Here is a 21,558-nt window from a genome sequence, read left to right as displayed (position 1 = left end):
CTGTCCTTTTTAATATTCCTAACTATTTGCTAAAGTCTCCTGCATCACAAGTTCTTTTTGCAATGCTTTTTTCTGCATCGTCGCATTTAAAACGCCACCAGAAATTACAATAATCCCCGTGAAATATAGCCAAAGCATTAAAATAATAACGCCCCCAATACTGCCATATGTAGCGGAATAATTCGCAAAATTATTAATATAAAAGGAGAAAACAAACGTAACTGCCAGCCAGCCCAACGTCGAAAATAACGCACCCGGCCAAACACTCATTAATTTCAAACGTGGATTCGTATTCGGAATAAATCTATAGACCCCAATTAATACGATGAAAATAAGTAGAGGGGGTATCCACCAGCGCATTCTATGCCAGATAATTTCAAATTGCTCCTCAATGCCAACAATCGAAAATAAGAAATGCCCCACTTGTTGCCCAAAAACCGGTAAAAGTAGTGCAACAGCAAAAATAACGACAAACGCTATAGTGAAAACAAGGGATAACCCTCGTTCCAATATACTTCCCCTGTTTTCTGTATCGTAGGCCTTATTCAAGGCTCTAATCAACGCATTAATCCCTTTAGAAGCAGACCAAATTGTTCCTAGTACCCCGATGGATAATAGACTACTATTACGGCTTGTTAAAATTTCATTTAATGTATTTTCAATAAGCCTATATACCTCGTCCGGCATAACATTCACTAGAAAGGAATACACTTGCGTCGTCTCTAAATTCAAATACGGTAGTAATGTAACTAAAAAAATTAATAGTGGGAAAAAAGATAGTAAAAAGAAATAAGCCAATTCTGCGGCAAGAGCTGATATTTCCACTCGCTGAAAGCGGAGAATTAAATCTTGCATAAAGCCTCTTGATGTCATCACATTTACAGTGTCTTCGTCTGGTGAGACAAATGACTTCACCACTCCAACAGCTGTACGTATTGATGCTTTTTTCTTTTTCATACAAATTTCCTCCTGTACGAACAACTATTCTTTATCAGGTAAAGCAAAGGCTGCTTTTGTATCATTAATCATGCTTTCGATTGTGGAAGGTAATTCTTTAAATTCATCCACTTTTTCAGCAATCGCATTTACATTTTCTGACACACCTTCACATAGCACTTTAGCGGCCAATACTTTTTCCTCAACTAGCACTTGTAATTCCTCTCGATTGGCTGCATAATACGTGATTGCTTCTTTCATCTGTTTTGTTGTAGCTATTGTCTTTTCACGCGTTGTACGGTCCAACATGCTTAATGCAGCACCAACTGCAGCACCAACTACGATAGATGCTAATAATTTACTTCGTCCCATATTAAATACCCCCTGCTTGGTAAATGTATATTCCTTAGAACAATTAAGACTCATCATCAAAAGTTAGGGATGATTTTGTATACAAGTTGATTGGAGTGGCGACCGGACGTCCCCATGAAACTTTGCTCTGCGCGAAAGCGAAGCGTCCCCAGTCGGAACAGAAAGCAACCCTATGTTATGGTAATGAACCATAATTAAACTATCACTGCCCTTATTCTACCCAATAACAGTCTATTTTTAAAGCAATGCCCAAATCAGTGTTGACATTTTTTTTATTCAATGAAATGATATTTCCGAGGATTATGAAAGGTAGGTTTAAATAATGGATTTATCAGTACCGTCAAAAGAGAACGTTATTTATATGGTTGATCAAATGAAAGAAAAGCTTCGTATGGTGAATGTCGATGCAATGAAATCGGAAAATTTCAATGAAGCTGATTACGAAGATCTTGTTTATTTATACGAAATGGTCATGAAGCGTGATACATTTAGTCCGAGCGAAATGCAGGCTATCGTTGCTGAATTAGGCGCTTTACGCAAATAAATAGGATTTTGTAAATAAAAAGCTATTAGCAATATGGCATCAAAGCCTGTTACTAATAGCTTTTTTCTATTTTGCTTGTTTTGCAGCAGTACCATCTTCAGTGACAAGTGGTTGTATTAACACTTCTACACGACGGTTTTTAGAACGTCCTTCTGCAGAATCATTTGGTGCAATAGCACGGTTTTCACCGAAACCTTGTATACTAAAGTTTCGACGATCTAACTCCGAGTTACTGTTTATTAAAATTTCTGCGAAGTTCACTGCACGCAATCCTGAGAGTTGTAAGTTAGAAGTGAAGTTAGGACCAGCTGGAACATTATCCGTATGACCTGTAATCACAATACTACGTGGTGGATTAGATACTAATACATCTGAAAGCTCTTTAGCTATCGCATTATATTCTGGTTTAATCTCTGCTTTCCCTGGATCAAACAAGATACTATCACGAATCGTTACAAGTAAACCCTCATCCGTCATTGCTGTTGCAAATTGACCTTCCATCTCATTAACTGCGATAAAATTATCAACACTATCTTTAATTTCAGCTAACTCCTTCTGATCCTTTAAATACGCGGAGTTTTGCGCTTGTTGTGGTGTTTTGTCACTTTCTGCATTTGGACTTTCTATCGGTGCAGGCTGCTCTAAAAACCCTGTACCACCATCAAATACTTGATTAAACACAGCTGACATTCTCTCTAGCTTTTCTTGGTCTACTGAACTTGATGCAAATAATATGATAAATACGGCTAATAGCAGCGTTAAAATATCTGCATACGGAACTAACCAAGACTCATCGATATGCTCATCATGCTTTTTTTTCTTAGCTTTCTTTGCCAAGGCCGCCCGCCCCGCTTTCATCAGAAATTTGACGACGTTCTTCCATTGTTAAGTAAGAAGATAATTTTTGTTCGATAACACGTGGCGCCTCTCCTTCTAAGACAGAAAGGATGCCTTCAATCATCATTCTTTTTTGTTTAACTTCGATAGCAGATTTACGTTTTAATTTATTCGCAAATGGATGCCATAAAACATAACCTGTAAAAATACCTAGTAATGTAGCCATAAAAGCAGCTGAAATAGCATGTCCTAGCTTTTCTATGTCATTCATATCTGCTAACGCGGCGATTAAACCTACTACCGCACCGAGTACCCCTAAAGTCGGGGCATATGTACCAGCTTGTGTAAAGATTGCAGAACCACTAGCATGACGTTCTTCCATTGCTTCGACTTCTTCTGTTAGGACGTCACGAATATAGTCGGCATTTTGACCATCAATTGCTAATGTAAGTCCATTTTTCAAAAATGGGTCTTCTATCTCTGAAGCTTTACTCTCAAGCGCTAATAGACCTTCACGGCGAGCTAAATCAGCCCATTGTGAAAACATCTTAATAATCTCAATATCATCTGCTAATTTTGTTTCTTTAAAAAGAATTTTAAATAGCTTTGGTACACGCTTTAACTCCTTCATTGGGAAGGCAATTGTTACTGCGGAAATTGTACCGAAGATGATAATTAGAATGGCAGCTGGGTTATAAAACGCACTTAAACTTACACCCTTTAGCACCATTCCCGTTAATAGCGCTACTAGCGCAAGTATTAACCCTACAATCGACGATATATCCATTCTAGAACCTCCAAATCTCCTATTAAACTTTATTTCGTCCTTTTTTCCATAATTTTAATATAGTATAAATGTATTTCACATTTTTTTCGATGTAATAAATACTTTTTATTCACTTTTCGACCATATTTGATTATATTGAATTAAGAATAATACATTAAATTGTCTTTATTTGAAATTACTTAAGAATTTGTTATTATCCTTCAACATAAAATTATCAAAACATACTGAACGGGTCGTAAAAGAAGGAGTAAATACCTAAAAATATCAATATCACTATATAAGCTATTTGACCGATAATCAAAACCTTCTTCAGATAATTACTAAAATTTTATAGAAAAATAGTGTAAAACAGCTGTTTATCGATGTGTCATACGATACTTTTTTTCACTCTCACAATTAAAGTACTCCTAAAGAATCATTTATTTTTTTCCTCTATTTAATCAAATATACCTCGGTATATTTGCGTACGGATTCGGCTTTGTACTTGGGCAAAAAACTTCTTTCACTATCTATAGACACGGAAATACCTATTTCGCATTCTTGTTTATTATTTTTGATGAAAATGCCTCTAATCAATTCGTTATTGAGAATGCTGCCTATTATTTTCGTATAGAAGGTAGGAAGAGAATGTGAGAGCTATTGAAGAATTAGCTTAATCAAAGCTTGTCACATGACTTTACGATTAGTTTTGAGATAAATGAGTATAAATAACATTACTGCGGGTAGGTAAAAAAGAATCTGTTCTTTGTAATAAAAACTAGGTATTTCAAGTATTTTATACCTACTAATCTTAGTCCAGACTAGGTATCTTATGGATGTCATAAATTCTCCTTAGATTTTCCTAGTAACCTATTGTATAATTACTTTAGATATTATTGTAGATTATTTCAGTAGAGAGGAGCTTTCATTATGTTCATTACGACTGTACTAGGTTTTTCGGTTGTTTTACTAATTGCTACGGCATTCTTCATCCACTACTTACAAGTTGGTTTAGATACTAAGTCTTCAGTAACTGTAGATCCAAAACCAAGTGAAAAATTCTAATCTATCTATAAAAAACAGCTACATAACGTAGCTGTTTTTTATTTTTTTAATTATTTCTTTTCGCTAAAAGATTACTAAACTTCTTTTTTTTCGTAAAAAAATTGCGTGAATATTGTCATTATTATTTGCATATTGATCATTTTGCTCTAAAATATTTCTGTAGGGAAGGGAGCAATCTTTCATGACAATGTTACAAGATATTCTTAAATTTAATGAAGATTTCGTTCAAGAAAAAAAATATGAGCCTTTTATTACAACAAAGTATCCTGATAAACGCATCGTTGTGTTATCTTGTATGGATACTCGCCTTGTAGAGCTGTTACCTAAAGCTATGAATTTACGTAATGGTGATGTAAAAATCGTTAAAAGTGCTGGGGCATTAGTTAGTCACCCTTTCGGTGCAATTATGCGTAGTTTACTTGTAGCTGTTTATGAACTACAAGCAGATGAAGTGTATGTTATTGGACATTACGACTGCGGCATGAGCGCAGTTGACCCAGAAGCTATGCTAAGTAAAATGGTTGCTAGAGGAATTAACCCTGAAACTATCAAAACGGTAGAAAATTCAGGTCTTGATTTAAAAAAGTTTTTACGTGGCTTTGGCGACGTATCAACAAGTGTTAAGAAAAGCGTAGATACAATTCGCAATCACCCGTTAATGGTGAAAGATGTGCCTGTTCACGGATTAGTAATTGATCCAAATACAGGTCGCCTTGACTTAATCATAGACGGTAGCAAACAATAGTAAAAAAAGAAGCGTCTATCCTTCATTAATTGAAAGTTAGACGCTTCTTTTTATTCGTTCTCTAAACGTGCATACATGTAATGATCCACCCATTGGCCATTAATGTACAGCAGCTTTCTCAAGAGGCCTTCTTGCTGAAACCCGGACTTTTCTAAAACACGGATAGAAGGATTATTTTGTGTTGAAACATAAGCCTCTACACGATGTAAGCCTACTTGCTCGAACGCAAATTGCACGACCATATTAACCGCTTCTGTTACGATCCCTTTCCCCACATAAATTTCATCCATCGCATAGCCAACAAATGCACTGGAATACGGTAAACGTTTTACTGCATAAAGAGCAATATGTCCTATTAGATTATTTGTATCCGGCTCAAAAATACCGAAAGTAAACTCCCTCTTTGAGTCCATTAAGTATAAGCTTTCTTGAATTTTTTTATATTGAGCATTAATTGTATAATATTCAGGTCGTTGTAACGGTTCGTATGTGGACCAAAAATATTTATTGCGGCTTACGAGATCAGTTAAACTTTGTGCATCTTTTTCGTAAAATGTGCGAATGTAGCATTTATCCCCCTGAATTGATACCACATTTTCACCCTTTTTCCTCAATAGTCTCCAAATTTTAAGCACCATTTCTCCACACTTACCTTCCGATAATTGTCAATACGTTTTTAATGCCTGCGTTCATTTTATCAATGGTTAAAAAACAATTTGTAAATCTTCACCCTAACGTGTGGTTGATTTCCGTTCCGACTGCTCGTAACGAAGATCAACTTATATATGGTATAAATTGCAACAAATATCGTCCTCAACTTTTAGTAATAAGACCAATTTGTGGGTAAACACCCACGGAATTGAAGTTTTACTTTATTGTATGTAAAAAAAGATGCTGCTACAACTAAAACATCTCGTCTTGTTGTTACAGCATCAATAACATTATTTCACTTTTTGTTTTTTAGGCTTCTCTTCTAGCAATTCAAGGCTAGACGATTCAGCATCTTCTAAATGCGCTTTGTCTAAGACATTCGTTAAATGAAGGCCACGTTTTTTTGCTTCACGTTCGATATGTGCTAGTGTTTCTTGCAGTACCTGTACACGAGCATACTTTTTATCGTCTCCCGGTATTAGAACCCATGGAGCATTTTTCTTATCAGTCTTCTCAAACATTTCATTTGCAGCTTCTACATACAGTGGCGTTTTTTCACGATTTCGCCAGTCTTCATCTGTTAGCTTCCAAGACTTATACGGATCCTGCTCACGTTCTTTAAAACGTTTAAGTTGCTCCTCATCTGATACTTGAAGCCAAAACTTAATGACAATATAATCTCCTGCCGTTAAAATCTTTTCAAAATTATTCATTTCTTCGTATGCACGAGACCACTCTTCATTTGTTGCAAATCCTTCAATACGCTCAACTAATACACGACCATACCAAGAGCGATCAAAAATTGCGATTTGTCCATGCTGTGGCAGCTTTCTCCAAAAGCGTTGTAAATAATTGTAGCGAAGTTCATGGGGCTGAGGCGCTGAAATCGGGTGTACGACATAACCACGTGGATCAACACGTTCAATTAGACGCTTAATAGCGCCCCCCTTACCAGCAGCATCCATACCTTCAAATACTAAAATTAACCCTATTTTATTGTTTAATAAAAACTGTTGAGCATTTAACATTTCATACTGGAGTACTTTTAATTTCTTTTTATACATTTTCTTATCTAGATTAACTGATAGATCTAGATCATTTAAATTTTGAGTCATTAAAACTTCACTCCTTACATTTGTATACTTCCATTGTACTAAAGAAATATATAGATGCCCATCCAAATGGTAAATTGTAGATAATTTTAGCGAAACAACACGATACATTGTTGGAAATTTCCGTTATAATGAAAATATAATGTTACAGTCCTATACTTATTTGTCTTTTCCCTATACAATTTAACACGAAGGGAGAGGAAAACATGCCTCGATTTTTTTTGATGACAATCACTTACGTTGTCTCACTTATCCTAACCTTTTCATCCTATTTCATGAAAATAAACGGTCAATCTTCCTTAGAGATCTCAAATCGTTTTCCAGTAATATTTGCACCTTTTAACGTTAGTTATGTGATTTGGATTGTGGTTTACATGTTACTTGGTTATTGGTTAGTCATGAATCTAAAAAAGACATCTATTAAACAGACTGTTCTCTTTAGTAGCATATGTATCATGCAGGCGCTAGCAATAGTTGTTTGGCACCACGAATTATTTATCGTGTCAATCGTCAGTACGTTTATTTTAGTACTGTATTTATCTAAGTTGTACAAAACGTACCCTCTCAGCAATAACTCACTTACAGGTCGTTTACCCTTCTCGATTTACTTCGCATGGGTTACATTCAGCCTGATGACAAATGTAAGCTTCACGCTAACATCTTATCAATGGAATGGTTTTGGACTTAGTGATCCACTGTGGGCAGTTATTTTACTGACACTTGGGGTAGCAATAGCACTACATATTCGATTCCATTATTTTGATATTATCTATCCAAGTGTATTTATCTGGTCCTATATAGGGGTCGTATTACATAATGGTTTTGATGAGCTACTTGTGTCAACGGCAGCCTTGTTTTTATGTGGAGTGCTACTTGTCGGTATATTATTTATTAAAAAAAATCCTGCCTACCAAAAATAAATTGGTAGCAGGATTTTAGTTTTTTTTATTGTTCATCAAGTGAAGTTAAAATAATTGGTTTGTCTTTTGTAACGATAATTGAATGCTCGATTTGAGCAACTAATGATTTGTCTGGCGTAACGAATGTCCAGCCATCACCAGACTCCACAATATGCTCTGCTTTCGCTGAGATAAACGGCTCAACTGCAAGAACCATGCCTTCTTTCATAATTGTAGAATCCCATGCATCATAATAGTTCAAAATATGGTTTGGCTCATCATGTAAAGAACGACCTAAACCATGTCCCGTTAGGTTCATAATCACTGTTAAATCATTAGCATATGCTTCACGCTCAACAGCTTTTCCGATTTGGTTTAATTTTGATCCAGCTTTTACTTTTGTCATCGCACGATCAAAAGCACTTTTGGCTACGCGACACAACTTTTCTTTATCCTCATAGCCTTCACCAACTACAAATGAAATGCCTGTATCAGCAAAATAGCCGTTTAATGAACCAGATACATCTATATTGACGATATCTCCCTCTTTAATCACACGTTCACTTGGAATACCATGTGCGACTTCCTCATTAACACTAATACATGTGTATCCTGGGAAATCATACTCCCCTTTAGGTCCAGAAACTGCTCCAGCCTCAGCAAACATACGACCTGCAATTTCATCTAGTTCTAGTGTTGTTACACCTGGTTTTGTAGCAGCCTTCATTGCTTCACGAATTTCAGCACAAATACGGCCGATTTTTTTAAAGGCTTCAATCTCTTCTTGCGTTTTTACAATCATTTTTAACGTCCCTTTCATCTAATATCTACTATTTAATATAACATAACTTTCTATGCTTAAAACGCTAAACGCTTTAAATATTATATGCCATCATAAATTATAAAGTGCCGGAAACAGGCTTATCTCCATAACGTGAGATTGATTTCCGTTCCGGCTGGGCCCTTTATTGTTGCTGTCGCTACGCTTTCGCACAGATAAAACATTTGCCGCTGACGCTTCGCTTAACTCTGCTTTTTTATTTTCCGCTAACCGAATCTTTAACTAAAGCCACTTCTAACTACGCTCACCCTTTTTTCCTAAAGGCTGAATCTAACTATTTCACAGTTGAAGCATTAACAAAAAGCACCTTTATCGATGCTTTTTAAAAAGATTCAGTGGTTTACTGTTATTCAACTGACAATAGGCGCTTAAACATGACTGACTTTGAGTTCTCTAAGAATTAAAAGAACACCAATTCCATAAACAATAGACATCGCTAAAGGTACTAGGGTGAAAGCTTGACCAACAAAGAAGCCACCTAAAATTAGAGCAGAAAGACAGATTCCTAAAGTAACAAATAAATAAGCTTTGCTTTTATAAATCCATATGTAAGGCAGAAAATGAGAGCCTGCTAGTAAGCCAATTGTGAAGGGCAGGTATTCAGGTATTTTCATATACACAATTATAAATACAGGTATATAAAAAGCTTGAGGAGCTGCTACTATCCCACTTAAAGTACCTAAAGGGTTGTCAGTAGAGAGTAAATTAACCCCCAGAATTTTACTAATGACCATCCCAATAGGAAAAATGACACCTAAGCCAAATATCCAAATCAACCGTACAGCTTCTATTGGGAAAACTAAGGGCATTAGGGTGAAAATTAAAAAGACAACGGCGCCAGAAAGCAAAATGGGGTATCTTTTTTTGCTTCAAATATAATTTCTTTTTGTAAATTTTCAAGTGTTTTATCCATTAACGCACTCCCTTTCGTAAAATCGGCAAAAGATTTATATAATATACCATCCTCCAACTATTTTTACCATTGATTATTCAATAAAGTAATTTTTGGAATAATTGAAAGCTGTGTAGAAATTGCTTAGGAAGGGAAATTTAATTACTGCACAGTTTCTTGATTTAATCTGCCTTTATGTTTTAATAGCAACAATCTTTAACAGTCTAAAAATAAAACCCTTCACTCATGTGAAGGGCATAATAATTATGATTTTCGTTGCATTAATTGAGGTGCTGCCGTAAATAACAGAACACCGACAATCGCTGTTAAAATCGTTGCTGGTAGCATATATGTTCCATTATAGATGATTGAATAAACCCATGCATTTTGATCGCCAGCATACTCTGCGAAAAATACAGCGCCCCCAATGGTATGCGCTGCATAACGTAAAAAGCCCGCTAATACCGTTCCTAAAATAATATAAAGAGCCATTTTCTTTTTGTTTAAATCTTTTGCAGCCTCAAGCACTGGTCCACGTACAACGGCCGCTAAGCCAACTACTGTAAAGGCAACACCATAATCAAGTGTTCCTTGAAGCCAATGTATAATATAGGCGCCAAACATTGTTTGCATAATACCAATAAGTAAACCCGTTACCATGCCTGGAATAAGACCCCAGCGAAATGCTATTAACATTATTGGCACCATTACGAGACTAACAGAGCCTCCTTGTGCCCATACTTTAAAGGAAACCTGATCGAGCACAAGGCCAATCGCTGCGAATATCGCAATTTCCACAAGCATTAATAGTTTTTTATTGTCCATAATTATTCTCTCCTTTGTTCCGATGTAGGATACAAGAGCAGGAATAGAAATCAGTTGGCAAATATGTCCCTATCTAGCATCAATAAAGATAAAAAAACGATGCCAGGACAGAGCCTCACATCGTAAAAGTGTCGGTTTCTATCCACATCCCTACGCAAGCGTTAACTTACAGGTTCAAAGAGTTAAGGCATTACGTGCCCAGTCTCAGCTGACATCATCAGCTCCCCTTGTGGTCGTTACATCTTAATTTAGTTTAACAACCTCATTGTACGCAAACACTGTAACGATTACAACCTCTTCCACATTAATTTTTTTGAAACTTTACTGTTTTTCATGCGTAAATATTTAAAAAGGAGGTACAACTATGGAGAACAAAAAAATTTTATCTGCCTTTAGTTATCTAAGTATCTTTTTTGCACCCTTTATTGTGCCATTAGTCGTTTACTTTGTTTCAAAAGATAACGACGTAAAGAGTCATTCTCTTCGAGCACTAATATCACATTTAATCCCAGTCGCATTTGGAATAATATTTTTTGCAGTCTTTATTTTCTCAACTTTATCATTCAACACTTTTGAACCAGATTCAGGTAGTAGTTCTTTTCTTATCATTTGGTTAGTTTCATTTGTGATTTACATTCTTGCTTCAATCGGAATTGTCATTTGGAATATTATTCAAGCAGTTCGCGTTATCCGATAAGTTTCATTTCAACCTTGAACAGAGAGTACTAAAAGGAGCTGTTATTTTTTGAAAGTATCTAAAGTTGTCAAAACCGCCGTAAAATTAGCACCGATCGTTATTCCAATTGTTAAAAAAGTAATCGCTGCAAAAAAAGGAACAAATCCTACCGTAACTAAAAAGTAATAAAAAGGCGTATTTCCACACATCGGAAATACGCCTCTTTTTTATTTCACTTCAAAATATGTTTGACTATGTCCGTTCATTGTTTTTTCAACATGCAACACTGCAGGCATTGTAGCTTTTAACTCTGCAACGTGTGAAATGACGCCAATCATGCGTCCAGAATCTTGTAAATCAATAAGAGTATCAATCGCCTTATTTAATGCCTCTTCATCAAGAGAACCAAAGCCCTCATCAATAAACATTGTTTCAATACGGATATTACCTTGAAAGCTTTGAATGACATCTGCCATCCCAAGGGCAAGACTTAAAGAAGCATTAAACTTTTCTCCCCCTGATAATGTTTTTACATCACGTAATTGGTCTGTATAGGCATCATACACATCTAGCCCAAGTCCACTTTGCTTAGCATGCTTTTCTAAACGATCTGAACGTCGTAGCTCAAATTGACCGTTGGATAAATGATAAAGCCGGACATTTGCTGCCTCTGTAATTTTATCTAAATAATTGATTTGAATATAACGCTCAAAGGACAGCTTTTTCGCATTTTGCCCATTTAACATTGCATAAAGTTCCTTTACTCGTCCCGCCTCTTTTTCAAGTAAGCGTATTTCCAGCTCTGCTTCCTCTACTTTTTCGATAAAGTCTGCGCAAGCTTTCGCAAATCCTTCCATCTGCTGCAATACTTTAAAGGCTTCCTCATAGGTTACACGAAGCACCTCTAATTTTTCTTCCATTGCCGTTAAATCTTGTTTCTCTTGTCCTTTAAGGTGCTTCGCTCCCTCAGTAATTTGTACCTGTAATGTGTGGATTTGCATAGCATAATCACTGCAAGCCTTCCGTAAAGCTTCTATTTGCGACACGCTACGCTTTCCAGTAGCAAATTCTTCATAGCTTTCAAAGCCGGCTTCCTTCATACTTACTGAAAATTGCTCGCGCTTTTCATCCATTTTCAGCTTTAACTCCTCAAAAGCCTGTTTCGATATTTCGACGGTCATTCTAGCATTATTTGCTGCTTCCTTGGCAGTTTGCAAACTTTGTTGGCTGATAGTCCACGCAGTGTGTAAGGCAACCTTTTGAGAACCTATATGAGCAATTGCCTGCTTCAATGCATGTAGCGTCGTAAGATTTTCTGGAATATATTTTTGCTGTTCTTCTACAACTGCTTGTTGTTTAGTCAATTCCTTCGTCTTTTCAGCTAAATATTGCTCTAGCTTTAATTGCTTTTCTTGTAGCTGCTCCATTCGTGCACGATGATCCTTTTGTTGCATACGTACATCAGACAATTGATTGCTCACTACTTTTAAGATTGTAATTTGTTGCTCTATATTTTGTAAGGAAGCTACAATTTGTGCTTGGTTCGATTGATCAATCTCATTCGTTTCTAAATGTTCTAATGCCTCTTGCAGAAGATGCTTTGTAGAATTCAATAAAGCTTCTTTCTCTAAAAACTTGCGCTCATCATTAGTAGTCTTTACTCGCAAAGCTTCCACCTGTGCTAATTCGATCATCTCTAATTGCTCACGTTGTGTTTCGAGATGTGTTGTACTACCGCACACTGGGCAAGCCTCTCCATCCTTAAGCTGCTGTGCTAAAATACTTGCCTGACTCGCAATCCATTGTTGCTCCAACTTTTGAAGAGCTTTCTTACTTTCTTGATAGTGGACATTAGTCGTGGCTACATCCTGCTCTGCCACTTCAACTGCTCGAGTGTATTTTTCAACTTGCGCTAAGTATGATACTTGTTCTTTTAGCTTAGGTAACTGTTCTAAAAAACCTTCATATGGCTCAAGTTGTTTTTCATATTGTTCAACTGTTGTTGCTAAATGCTGAACTTGCATTTGTCCTGTTTCTACAATTTTACTATTATCGTCTACAGCTCGCTTGGCTGTTGTAACATATTGTTCAGCTATTTGCAGTTGCTGAAGATTATTCTCATACGCCTCGAAAGTTGGTAATAATGCTTGTAGCTGCAACTCCTGTTGTAGAACATGTTGGCGTTCAGGTTCCTTCGCCTCTTCAACATTAAATTTTTCCTGTGCTAGTTTTAACTGAGCTTCTGCGTTTTGTTGCTCTGTCACTGCTTGCTGACAGGATTGTTCTTTACGATTTTGCTCGGCACGTAAATCGACACATTGTTGCTCGAGTATAACAAGACGTTCTGCTTTCTCTGCTAATGCAATTTCACGTTCTTTTGCGCTATATACATCTTGCTCTTGTAGCAATGCTTGCAGACGGTTCTGACGATTCGTTTGCTCATCAAATTGCTCATTCAATGTTTTCGCCATACTATAAAACTCTTGCTCTTTTTGATGATACGCATAAGCTTCTTTATAACGCTGCTGTTCCAATTGTATACATTCAGTATAGTAGGTCTGCTCTTCTTCCAGAGCCTTCTTTAGCTGATGCATATTCTCGGTATTATTAGTAATACAAGTAAATAAAGATGACGAACGCTGTGGCAAAGCCCCCGCAATTTGGCCAAGGAGATGCTCCTTTAATTGCTTCGCGCGCAGTAAATCACTTTCTGCGTCTTTGCGTTTCGCATCAAGTCTTTTTGTCATAGCACCAAAACGGTCTGTTTTAAAAATCTTGCGCAAAATAACTTCTTTATTCGTAGAATCTGAAGTTAATAACTTGCGAAATTCACCTTGTGGCAGCATAACAATTTGACTAAACTGATCCTTTGTGAGGCCTATTATTTCTTGTAGCTTTTTATCTACCTCAAGTGTTTGCTGCTTTTCTACAATACTGTAATCAAGTGTGTCTCCTTTGATTTCAGCCAGTTCTATTTTCTTACCAGTAACACTTTTGTTCTTTTCTTTAATATGACCTGGCTGACGTAATATTTGATACACTCTATCATGCATTTCAAAAACAAGTTCCACAGCAGTATACACATCATCATCAGCAAACCCGCTTCGCAAAATTGCCGTATCTTGACGATCTTCACCGCTACCCGATCCGTAAAGTGCATAGCATATAGCATCAAAAATCGTCGTTTTCCCTGCACCTGTTTTTCCAGAAATCGCAAATAGACGATGTTCACCTAGCTGTTGAAAATCAATAACCTCTGTATTTTTATATGGACCGAATGCAGTAATCGTTAACTTTAAAGGCTTCATTTTACTGTCTCTCGCTCCTCATCTAATAATTCTTGCAGCATCTCTGTAAATAGACGCTCTGTATCTTGATCTGGCTGTATACCTATTATATCCGTAAAAAATGATCGGAATAAATCGATGTCTTCTATCTTCTCTGTCTCAACCGCTTGAATTTCTTGTGCTACTTCTTGGCGTATTGTTTTACGCTCAACATGCATCGCATGAGGAAACACTGTACGAATACGTTCCATCGGCGAAGTTACTGGCGTAGTATCTGTTAAACGTACAAATATATAATCATCACTTGGTGGTAATTGCAATAAATCATCCAGTATCCCCTCTACCACTCGTAAATCTCGTCTCGGTATAAGCTTTCGCTTTGTGACAGTTGTTTCTCCCTGTGCATCTAGCTCAACTATTAAAAAGCCCTTCTCATGTAGGTGCTCTGATAATGAATACTTCAATGGAGAACCCGCATATCGAATCGTTTCATTCAACACAAAATGCGCTTTATGCAAATGTCCAAGTGCAGTGTAATGAAAAGGCTTAAACAATGCCGCATTTATGCAATCCGAGCCTCCTATTGATAAAGGTCGCTCTGATTCACTCGTATTTGCTTCTTCTTCTCCATACTTCGTCACAAAGGCATGTCCAACAAAAACATTACGTTTTGAAGAATCTATACTTTGCCCAATATATTCAATAATTTTTTCCATCGCCTCTTGATGAGAACGAATGGAATCATCCTCTAAAATCGTCCGTACTGACGCTGGCTCTGCATAAGGTACGAGATGAAAATGTACTTCACCATATTCATCATGTAAAACGATTGGTGCATGATCTTTCGTAAACTGGCCTTTAATATGTAATCCACTATCACTCATTAAACTACTGCCAAAGTTTAATCGACCTGCACTATCGTGGTTCCCGGCAACTGCTAACACAGGAATTTTCTTATCAAGCACAATTTCCGCCAAAATATCATTTAGTAAATTCACTGCCTCAATCGGGGGCATCGAACGGTCATATAAATCACCGGCTATAACGATAACATCCGGTTTCTCTTCATCTATAGCTAGCTTAAATTGCTGTAAAATATAATGTTGATCCTCGGTCATGTAGACGCCTTGTACAAGCTTCCCTAAATGCCAATCTGCTGTATGAAATATTTTCATTTTGTGCGCCTCCTGTCTATTTCATTTTATCATGGCTGTTGGATTGTTTGTTTTTCCTTTTATTAGTTTGAAAATTATAATAGGGCTCCCCATCATAATTTGGGAGCCGACGTGTCAGGGTGTATCCGTCGTGTCGGCGATTCTTTCCGTCGCTCTGGCGATTCCTTCCGTCGCTTCGACGGTTCTTTCCATCGCCTATATTTTGATAGATCTCAACATAAAAAAGAGCATCCTTGTCGAATGCCCTGTTACATTAAAAAATTTCTTTAGCTCTTACCTTCTCCATAAAAGCAGCATATCCTTTAAAACTTGGGAGGGCACGCGCCGTAGGAGTTGTTTTTTCTTTTTCTCTGTCCTCTTGTTTCTGCTCTGCCTTCACTAGTTGTTCTAAAATCTGGTCAAATGAAATAGGGTTGGGCTTCGGCAATTCGTTTGAAGAAATGGCTAGAGCTTTACTTCCACTATATTCATGTAAAAATGCATTTGCCATTTGGCGATAGCCTTCAAAATTAGGATGTACATCAGAGAGATTGGGTAAAAAGTTTCTAGCGTTTAACCTAAAAGCATTATATACGTCTACATAAGCTGCTCCAGCATACTCTGCCTGTTGCTGTAAAATCGTATTTAGCTTAACGAGCTGTGCATTTGTTCCTTCCTTTTGCGAAGGGTGAACATTTGGATAAGCAAAATAATAGCCCATTACATAAATCTTTGCATTAGGTGCTCGCTTTTTTAACGCTTCTAAAATCTTCTCCATATTTTTTCTGGCAATGTTTAATGCATAATCGGTTTGTAGCTGTGAAAAGGCTAATGTACCGGCAGTTGGATTTGCTTGCACTAGCCGCAGTAAATCGTTGGCGCCTGCCGAAACAGTAATAAGTGTTGCATTAGCTAATAAGTCACTTGCTTCCTCAGATTTTACTCGTTTCAAAACGTCGGCTGTTGTATAGCCTGGGAAAGTAAGCTCCTTCGTATAGAAGCTCAATTGCCCAGTCATTCTTAATTTCATGGCGATTAAATCACTGTAGCCTGCATCAATCTGTTGATAAGGTGTTTGACCAGCCGCCAAGGAATCTCCAATTGACAGGTAGTTTTCAGTCTGAGCTAAAGCAGATGAAACACTAAATACCATCGTAAGTATAACTGTACCCATTAAGCATAGGTATCGTTTCATCTGCCCAACTCCTTTCTTTCCATCAAGTACTTAAAATGCCCAGCTACCTTTGCGGAAAATTGGCTCTACAGTTCCGTCTGGTAAAATACCGTCGATGTCCATCTCACCGCTGCCAATCATAAAGTCCTCATGTGTTACTGAAATATTTGCACCTAATGCTTCAAGCTGACCTTTTTCTAAATCTCTTCCACCTTCTAAGCAAGTTGGATAAGCTTCGCCAATCGCTAAGTGGTTGGATGCATTTTCATCAAATAATGTATTAAAATATAAAATTCCCGATGCTGAAATTGGTGATTCATGCGGTACAAGTGCTACCTCACCTAAATAGCAAGAGCCTTCATCCACATTAATAAGCTCCTGTAATAAATCATTGCCTACCTGTGCTTCAGCCTGAACAATTTTTCCTTCTTCGAATGTCAGTTTAAAGCCATCGATAATATTCCCTTGATAAGCTAATGGTTTTGTATTGCTGACATAGCCATTAACACCTTGTTTCATCGGTAATGTATAAACCTCTTCTGTCGGCATATTAGCAATAAAGATCGTATCCTCTGGCGTTCTACTACCTCCAGTAAGCCATTTATGTTGTGGAGCTAATGCAATTGTTAAATCAGTACCTGGCGATGTATAGTGAAGCTTCGCATATTTTTTATTGTTCAGTAGGGCCGCACGAGATTCTAAATTTACTACGTGTTCATGCCAGTTTTCAACAGCATTGCCTTCACCGATACGAACAGTTTTAAAAATAGCTTCCCATAATGCTGGTACTTGTTCCTCAGCCGCTAAATTCGGGAATACCTTTGATGCCCACTTTGGTGAAGGGACAGCAACTATTGACCAAGCTATTAAGTCTTTCATTACGGCGTTGCGATAATTTTTCAGAGCAGCTCCGGATACTTTTTGATGGGTAGCTAGACGATCTGCTGAAATTCCTGCTAATTTATCAGGGTCTGCAGCATCAATCCATAATAGTGCTCCTTTACGTTCGATTACCTCATCACGCATTTTAACTACCCATTCTGGGAAACGATTAAATTCTTCATCTGAGGCATGCTCAAAATAAGCACGATCCATTTCATCATCCGAAAAATTAACATGAACACGTCCTGCACCAGCCTTATAAGCCTCTTTCACGACTAAACGGACGAAATCTAAAGCTTCTACTGATGTATTAACTAATAAGTATTGCCCTTGTTGAATATTAACACCGACTTTTACCGCAAGTTCTGCATATGCTTGTAATTTTTCTTCAAAAGTCATATTATTTACCTCGCTTTTGTCCAATTGTTTTTGAATTGCCCTCCACTATCTTGCCTTCATGCCAGACTTTCTGTACAGGTTTCCCAGGAATTTCTCTAGTCCATTTTTTATATGTTTTTTCATCATGATATGATAATAACGTTAATACTTCGCCATCTGCTCCAGCACGACCTGTACGGCCAGAACGATGCAAATACTGCTCAATTGTTCTTGGAACATCGACATGAATAACATGTGTTAAACCTGCAATATCTAAACCACGTGCAGCAATATCTGTAGCAATTAAAATACGCGCATCTCCTTTACGGAATGCATCTAATGTCTTTTTACGTTCTTCTTTTTTCATGTCAGAGTGTAATGTCACAATCGGTGCAGCACGGTATTGTAATTTCGTTTCCTTCATCAGCAATTGATCTATATTGTTAACGAAAGCTAGTGCACGTAATCCTTCAGTATGTGATAGTCGACGTAGGAAATCAGTTTTATCTCGCTCCTCTACTTTCACGAAAGAGTGTACAACTTTACCAACCTTTAACATATCTTCAGGTTTAATTTTGAAGCGTACTGGCTCGAACATCATGCGACTAGCTACTAATTCAATTTCCTCGGTAATTGTTGCTGAAACAACAACTATTTGTCGCCCATATGCTGAACCTTCGATAAAGGATTTTACGACAACGCGATATTCACGACTAAGTAATTGATCACATTCATCTAAAATAACTGTTTCAATTTCTTTTAGCTTTAATTTTCCAGCACGTGCTAATTCATTTAATCGGCCTGGTGTTCCTACAACGATCGTCGGTTTTTTCTTTAACTTTTCGATTTGACGTGCAGAGTTTGCACCACCAATTAGTTGCTGAACCGAAATATCAGAACCTGCTGTCCATTCACGGATAACCTCTACAATTTGCATTGCTAGCTCCTGTGATGGGGCTACGATAAGTCCTTGTGTTTGTTTTTTTGAACCGTTTACTTTATTTAGTAAAGGAAGTACATATGCTAGCGTCTTCCCCGATCCTGTCGGCGATTCAGCTACAATATCCTTGCCCTCAAGCATTGCTGGAATCATTTCTTCTTGAATTTTCATCGGTTCTTCAAATTTCCATTTTGCTTGTAAATCTTCATTTAATAAATTTATTACTGACATGTAATTTCCCACCTTCTATCTACTTGACACTAGTTTAACACACTAATCATTTTCCTACTTCATATGTACATAAACCATTTTATAATCTCACCTAACGAATTTTGAAATGGGCGTCTTCTTGCACAATAATGTGAAAAAAATCTGCCCGATTCATGCACGGGAATTGTAAGCCTTCAAGCCCTCATAGACACTGGAGCTTCTTTGAAGGTTTACAGCTTACCCGCGAAGAGTGAGCAGATTTTTATTTGTTTTATTTAATTGTTAATCTACTATTTCATAGCCGCATGCTTCTATAGCACGCTCTGCTAAAACAATTAATGAGTCGATATAAGTGTCACTTAATTTTAAATCTCGATTGACGATAGATAATTCTGTACATCCTAATACGATACGATCACAATTAAGCGCAAGCATTGCCTCTTCTATCGGTTGCCAATCCTCTTGAGTGACATCTTTCCCAGCCTTTACATAATCATAAATAATAGACATGACTTTTTCTTTCATCCCATCGTCTGGGACAACTGGTGTTATACCAAATTCCTCTAACGCATCCTGATACATCCGTGAAGTCAATGTACCTGTTGTCGCTAAAATACCTACTCGCTCAGCCCCTAAATCAGAGGCACGCTTTGCTGTTTCCCTTATCATATGTAATACAGGGACTGGAGAGCCTTCAACAATCTCATCGTAAAAGGTATGTGCTGTATTACAAGGAATAGCAATCATATTTGCCCCAACAGAAGCAAGCTTTTTAGCATCTGCGACTATTACTGGTACAGGATTTTCTTTTGTATTATCTAAAATAAAGGCAGTACGATCAGGGATATTCGTATCATTATCAATGATTGTATGTAAATGCTCCTGATCCTTCGATGCCTTCGTACGTCTTACAATCATTTCACCGATAAACATCGTTGCTAGTGGACCTACGCCACCTATTATACCTAAAGTTTGTTTTTTCATTAGTTTGACAGACCTTTGTTGTTAAAATATTTCTTATATTGGCGATAAAAGCTTAAATTATCTAACGTTATATTCAACCAACGCTTCGCATTCATATCCTTATAATTAAAGATGGAATCCGTAGCCATTCCTTGGCGAATAAGGCTCTTCGCTTCAATTACTAGCTGTTCATTTTGTACATATTTAAAGAGTACACCATTTGGCACAATCGTCCAAAGATGCTTATTCTGAACATAAGTTAGCTGTTGCTTACTTCCTCGAATAAAATCATCCGCAACATATTGCATTAAATTATAGCCACTTGCTGTCACATAATAATTGGAAAGTTCATTATGTAACTCAATACTTAATAACTTATATTGACCGTCGCGTTCATCATACTTCATATCAAACGTGGCAAACCCTTGGAATCGAATCTCCTCTAGAAACAATTTGACACGATTCATTAAGTCTTGATCATATGCTGTCATTATGGCTACATAGCGACCAATCCCCTCTGGAGAATGCTCTTCTAAAATCGGGTTACCTACAGAAAGCAGCTTTACTTTATTATCTTGCCCAACATAAGCATTGACGACGCACATATGAGCATCTTCGCCTGGAATATATTGCTGTACCATTATGTCATCTCGGTATGCAGATTCCTTATAAATGGCGTGGAAAATAGCATCCTTTTCGTCGTTATCTTGTGCAATATATACTTTTTTCTTACCTGGAAAAATACATGCAGCATACTTTGTCATATTCAGCGGTTTAATGACTACTGGATATTCAAAAGGGATGTCAAGTTCCTCATAGTCATTGACGGTGCAAACATGCATTGCCGGATAGTGAAAGCCGAACTTTGCACAAAGTTCATACATGTTCTCGCGTGTTAATAACTCTTGAGCAAGGTTTGCATTTACATAAGGAACTTCAAAATACTCTGCTAGTTCCACTTTATGTTGCACAATTTTTTTTACGTAAAATTCATCGCATGCTAATAAAAGTAACTTTTTACCAGAGAATTCCTCTGCAATTGCCTTTAACGCCACGACAAAACGATCTTCAATATGGAGTCTTGGAACTTCACGAAATGTTAATAAATCACTGTGCTGTATTTTCTCCGTATTCGTATGATTTAATGCAAGTGGTTTAACGCCATAGGACTCGTAAAATGCTCTTGCCATGCCATAAGCATTCATTTCATCTCCTAATAAAACCGGTAAAAAAGCGTGCTCAATGACCATTCTGCTCAACTCACTTTAGCTTTTTTTAGGCTTATCACCATAACGTGGGGTTGATTTCCGTTCCGGCTACCAGCCTCCACTCCAATCAACTTATATAAATGGACTTTTTATCGAATGTCATCCTTACTTGGTGATGAGTCTTTTTTATAAGTGTAACAT

At 37.2% G+C, this 21,558-nt stretch carries 21 protein-coding genes and 1 riboswitch; of the genes, 5 read left to right on the top strand and 16 right to left on the bottom strand.

Translation table 11 applies throughout. The features are described 5' to 3' along the window. Positions 1-18: 18 nt before the first annotated feature. The gene (locus ACFTQ7_RS15430) at positions 19-957 is read right to left on the bottom strand and encodes a YihY/virulence factor BrkB family protein (RefSeq protein WP_386829825.1); all 939 of its coding nucleotides are present in this window, start codon (positions 955-957) and stop codon (positions 19-21) included. 24 nt (positions 958-981) lie between these two features. Further along, on the bottom strand, positions 982-1,308 hold the full coding sequence (locus ACFTQ7_RS15425) for a YtxH domain-containing protein (RefSeq protein ID WP_197143553.1): 327 nt from the start codon (positions 1,306-1,308) through the stop codon (positions 982-984). A gap of 322 nt (positions 1,309-1,630) precedes the next feature. Here ACFTQ7_RS15425 and ACFTQ7_RS15420 point away from each other — a divergent pair, with 322 nt between their 5' ends. Then, entirely contained in the window at positions 1,631-1,852 is a 222-nt protein-coding gene (locus ACFTQ7_RS15420) for a DUF1128 domain-containing protein (protein WP_079562713.1), read from the top strand. A 66-nt stretch (positions 1,853-1,918) separates the two neighbouring features. On the opposite strand, the gene motB is transcribed toward ACFTQ7_RS15420, so the two are convergent. Next, positions 1,919-2,689: a flagellar motor protein MotB gene (gene motB / locus ACFTQ7_RS15415; RefSeq protein ID WP_386829824.1), complete on the bottom strand. Its 771-nt coding sequence runs from the start codon at positions 2,687-2,689 to the stop codon at positions 1,919-1,921. Beyond that, complete coding sequence (motA, locus tag ACFTQ7_RS15410) at positions 2,673-3,476, bottom strand: flagellar motor stator protein MotA (protein WP_079562711.1); 804 nt, start codon at positions 3,474-3,476, stop codon at positions 2,673-2,675. Before motA ends, motB begins: the two co-directional genes overlap by 17 nt. Positions 3,477-4,385: 909 nt before the next feature. Between motA and ACFTQ7_RS15405 the strand changes: the two genes are divergently transcribed. Both ACFTQ7_RS15405 and ACFTQ7_RS15400 read left to right on the top strand, forming a co-directional pair. Beyond that, positions 4,386-4,520 (top strand): hypothetical protein, encoded by a 135-nt coding sequence (locus ACFTQ7_RS15405; RefSeq protein ID WP_276569504.1) that lies wholly within the window; start codon positions 4,386-4,388, stop codon positions 4,518-4,520. A 181-nt stretch (positions 4,521-4,701) separates the two neighbouring features. Continuing rightward, positions 4,702-5,265, top strand: coding sequence for a beta-class carbonic anhydrase (locus tag ACFTQ7_RS15400; protein WP_349661081.1), 564 nt, complete (start codon positions 4,702-4,704; stop codon positions 5,263-5,265). 50 nt (positions 5,266-5,315) lie between these two features. On the opposite strand, the gene ACFTQ7_RS15395 is transcribed toward ACFTQ7_RS15400, so the two are convergent. Next, complete coding sequence (locus tag ACFTQ7_RS15395) at positions 5,316-5,903, bottom strand: GNAT family N-acetyltransferase (RefSeq protein WP_386829823.1); 588 nt, start codon at positions 5,901-5,903, stop codon at positions 5,316-5,318. 303 nt (positions 5,904-6,206) lie between these two features. Next, the gene (locus ACFTQ7_RS15390; RefSeq protein ID WP_349661079.1) at positions 6,207-7,031 is read right to left on the bottom strand and encodes a polyphosphate kinase 2 family protein; all 825 of its coding nucleotides are present in this window, start codon (positions 7,029-7,031) and stop codon (positions 6,207-6,209) included. Positions 7,032-7,234: 203 nt separating this feature from the next. On the opposite strand from ACFTQ7_RS15390, the gene ACFTQ7_RS15385 reads away from it, so the two are divergent. After that, a complete protein-coding gene (locus ACFTQ7_RS15385) occupies positions 7,235-7,948 on the top strand; it encodes a hypothetical protein (protein ID WP_349661078.1) in 714 nt (237 codons plus the stop codon). Positions 7,949-7,973: 25 nt separating this feature from the next. Here ACFTQ7_RS15385 and map read toward each other — a convergent pair whose 3' ends face one another. From map to thiT, 3 genes are all read right to left on the bottom strand, one after another. Next, positions 7,974-8,729, bottom strand: coding sequence for a type I methionyl aminopeptidase (gene map, locus ACFTQ7_RS15380; protein WP_386829822.1), 756 nt, complete (start codon positions 8,727-8,729; stop codon positions 7,974-7,976). Between the two features lie 407 nt (positions 8,730-9,136). Continuing rightward, entirely contained in the window at positions 9,137-9,577 is a 441-nt protein-coding gene (locus ACFTQ7_RS15375) for a DUF7010 family protein (protein ID WP_386829849.1), read from the bottom strand. Positions 9,578-9,924: 347 nt separating this feature from the next. Further along, positions 9,925-10,485 carry an energy-coupled thiamine transporter ThiT gene (gene thiT, locus ACFTQ7_RS15370; protein WP_349661076.1) on the bottom strand — a complete coding sequence of 187 codons (561 nt, stop codon included), beginning with the start codon at positions 10,483-10,485 and terminating at the stop codon, positions 9,925-9,927. A gap of 130 nt (positions 10,486-10,615) precedes the next feature. Continuing rightward, a riboswitch (TPP riboswitch) is annotated at positions 10,616-10,723 on the bottom strand. A gap of 126 nt (positions 10,724-10,849) precedes the next feature. On the opposite strand from thiT, the gene ACFTQ7_RS15365 reads away from it, so the two are divergent. Then, on the top strand, positions 10,850-11,182 hold the full coding sequence (locus tag ACFTQ7_RS15365; protein ID WP_386829821.1) for a magnetosome magnetite crystal formation protein family: 333 nt from the start codon (positions 10,850-10,852) through the stop codon (positions 11,180-11,182). A gap of 206 nt (positions 11,183-11,388) precedes the next feature. Here ACFTQ7_RS15365 and ACFTQ7_RS15360 read toward each other — a convergent pair whose 3' ends face one another. From ACFTQ7_RS15360 to ACFTQ7_RS15330, 7 genes are all read right to left on the bottom strand, one after another. Continuing rightward, positions 11,389-14,469, bottom strand: a complete 3,081-nt coding sequence (locus ACFTQ7_RS15360; protein ID WP_386829820.1) for an AAA family ATPase — start codon at positions 14,467-14,469, stop codon at positions 11,389-11,391. Then, positions 14,466-15,623, bottom strand: a complete 1,158-nt coding sequence (locus ACFTQ7_RS15355) for an exonuclease SbcCD subunit D (protein ID WP_386829819.1) — start codon at positions 15,621-15,623, stop codon at positions 14,466-14,468. Before ACFTQ7_RS15355 ends, ACFTQ7_RS15360 begins: the two co-directional genes overlap by 4 nt. A gap of 253 nt (positions 15,624-15,876) precedes the next feature. Further along, positions 15,877-16,797, bottom strand: a complete 921-nt coding sequence (locus tag ACFTQ7_RS15350) for an SGNH/GDSL hydrolase family protein (RefSeq protein WP_386829818.1) — start codon at positions 16,795-16,797, stop codon at positions 15,877-15,879. Positions 16,798-16,827: 30 nt separating this feature from the next. Beyond that, positions 16,828-18,057: an aminopeptidase gene (locus tag ACFTQ7_RS15345; protein WP_386829817.1), complete on the bottom strand. Its 1,230-nt coding sequence runs from the start codon at positions 18,055-18,057 to the stop codon at positions 16,828-16,830. Position 18,058: 1 nt separating this feature from the next. Continuing rightward, positions 18,059-19,207, bottom strand: a complete 1,149-nt coding sequence (locus tag ACFTQ7_RS15340; RefSeq protein WP_386829816.1) for a DEAD/DEAH box helicase — start codon at positions 19,205-19,207, stop codon at positions 18,059-18,061. 261 nt (positions 19,208-19,468) lie between these two features. Further along, entirely contained in the window at positions 19,469-20,170 is a 702-nt protein-coding gene (cuyB, locus tag ACFTQ7_RS15335) for a cysteate racemase (protein WP_349661068.1), read from the bottom strand. Next, positions 20,170-21,399 carry a carboxylate--amine ligase gene (locus ACFTQ7_RS15330; protein ID WP_386829815.1) on the bottom strand — a complete coding sequence of 410 codons (1,230 nt, stop codon included), beginning with the start codon at positions 21,397-21,399 and terminating at the stop codon, positions 20,170-20,172. Before ACFTQ7_RS15330 ends, cuyB begins: the two co-directional genes overlap by 1 nt. Positions 21,400-21,558 lie beyond the last annotated feature (159 nt).

Source organism: Lysinibacillus sp. NPDC056959 (genome assembly GCF_042674095.1).
Taxonomy (GTDB): domain Bacteria; phylum Bacillota; class Bacilli; order Bacillales_A; family Planococcaceae; genus Lysinibacillus; species Lysinibacillus zambalensis.
Note: the sequence above shows the minus strand (reverse complement) of the source record. Positions and strands in the feature narration are given on the sequence as shown.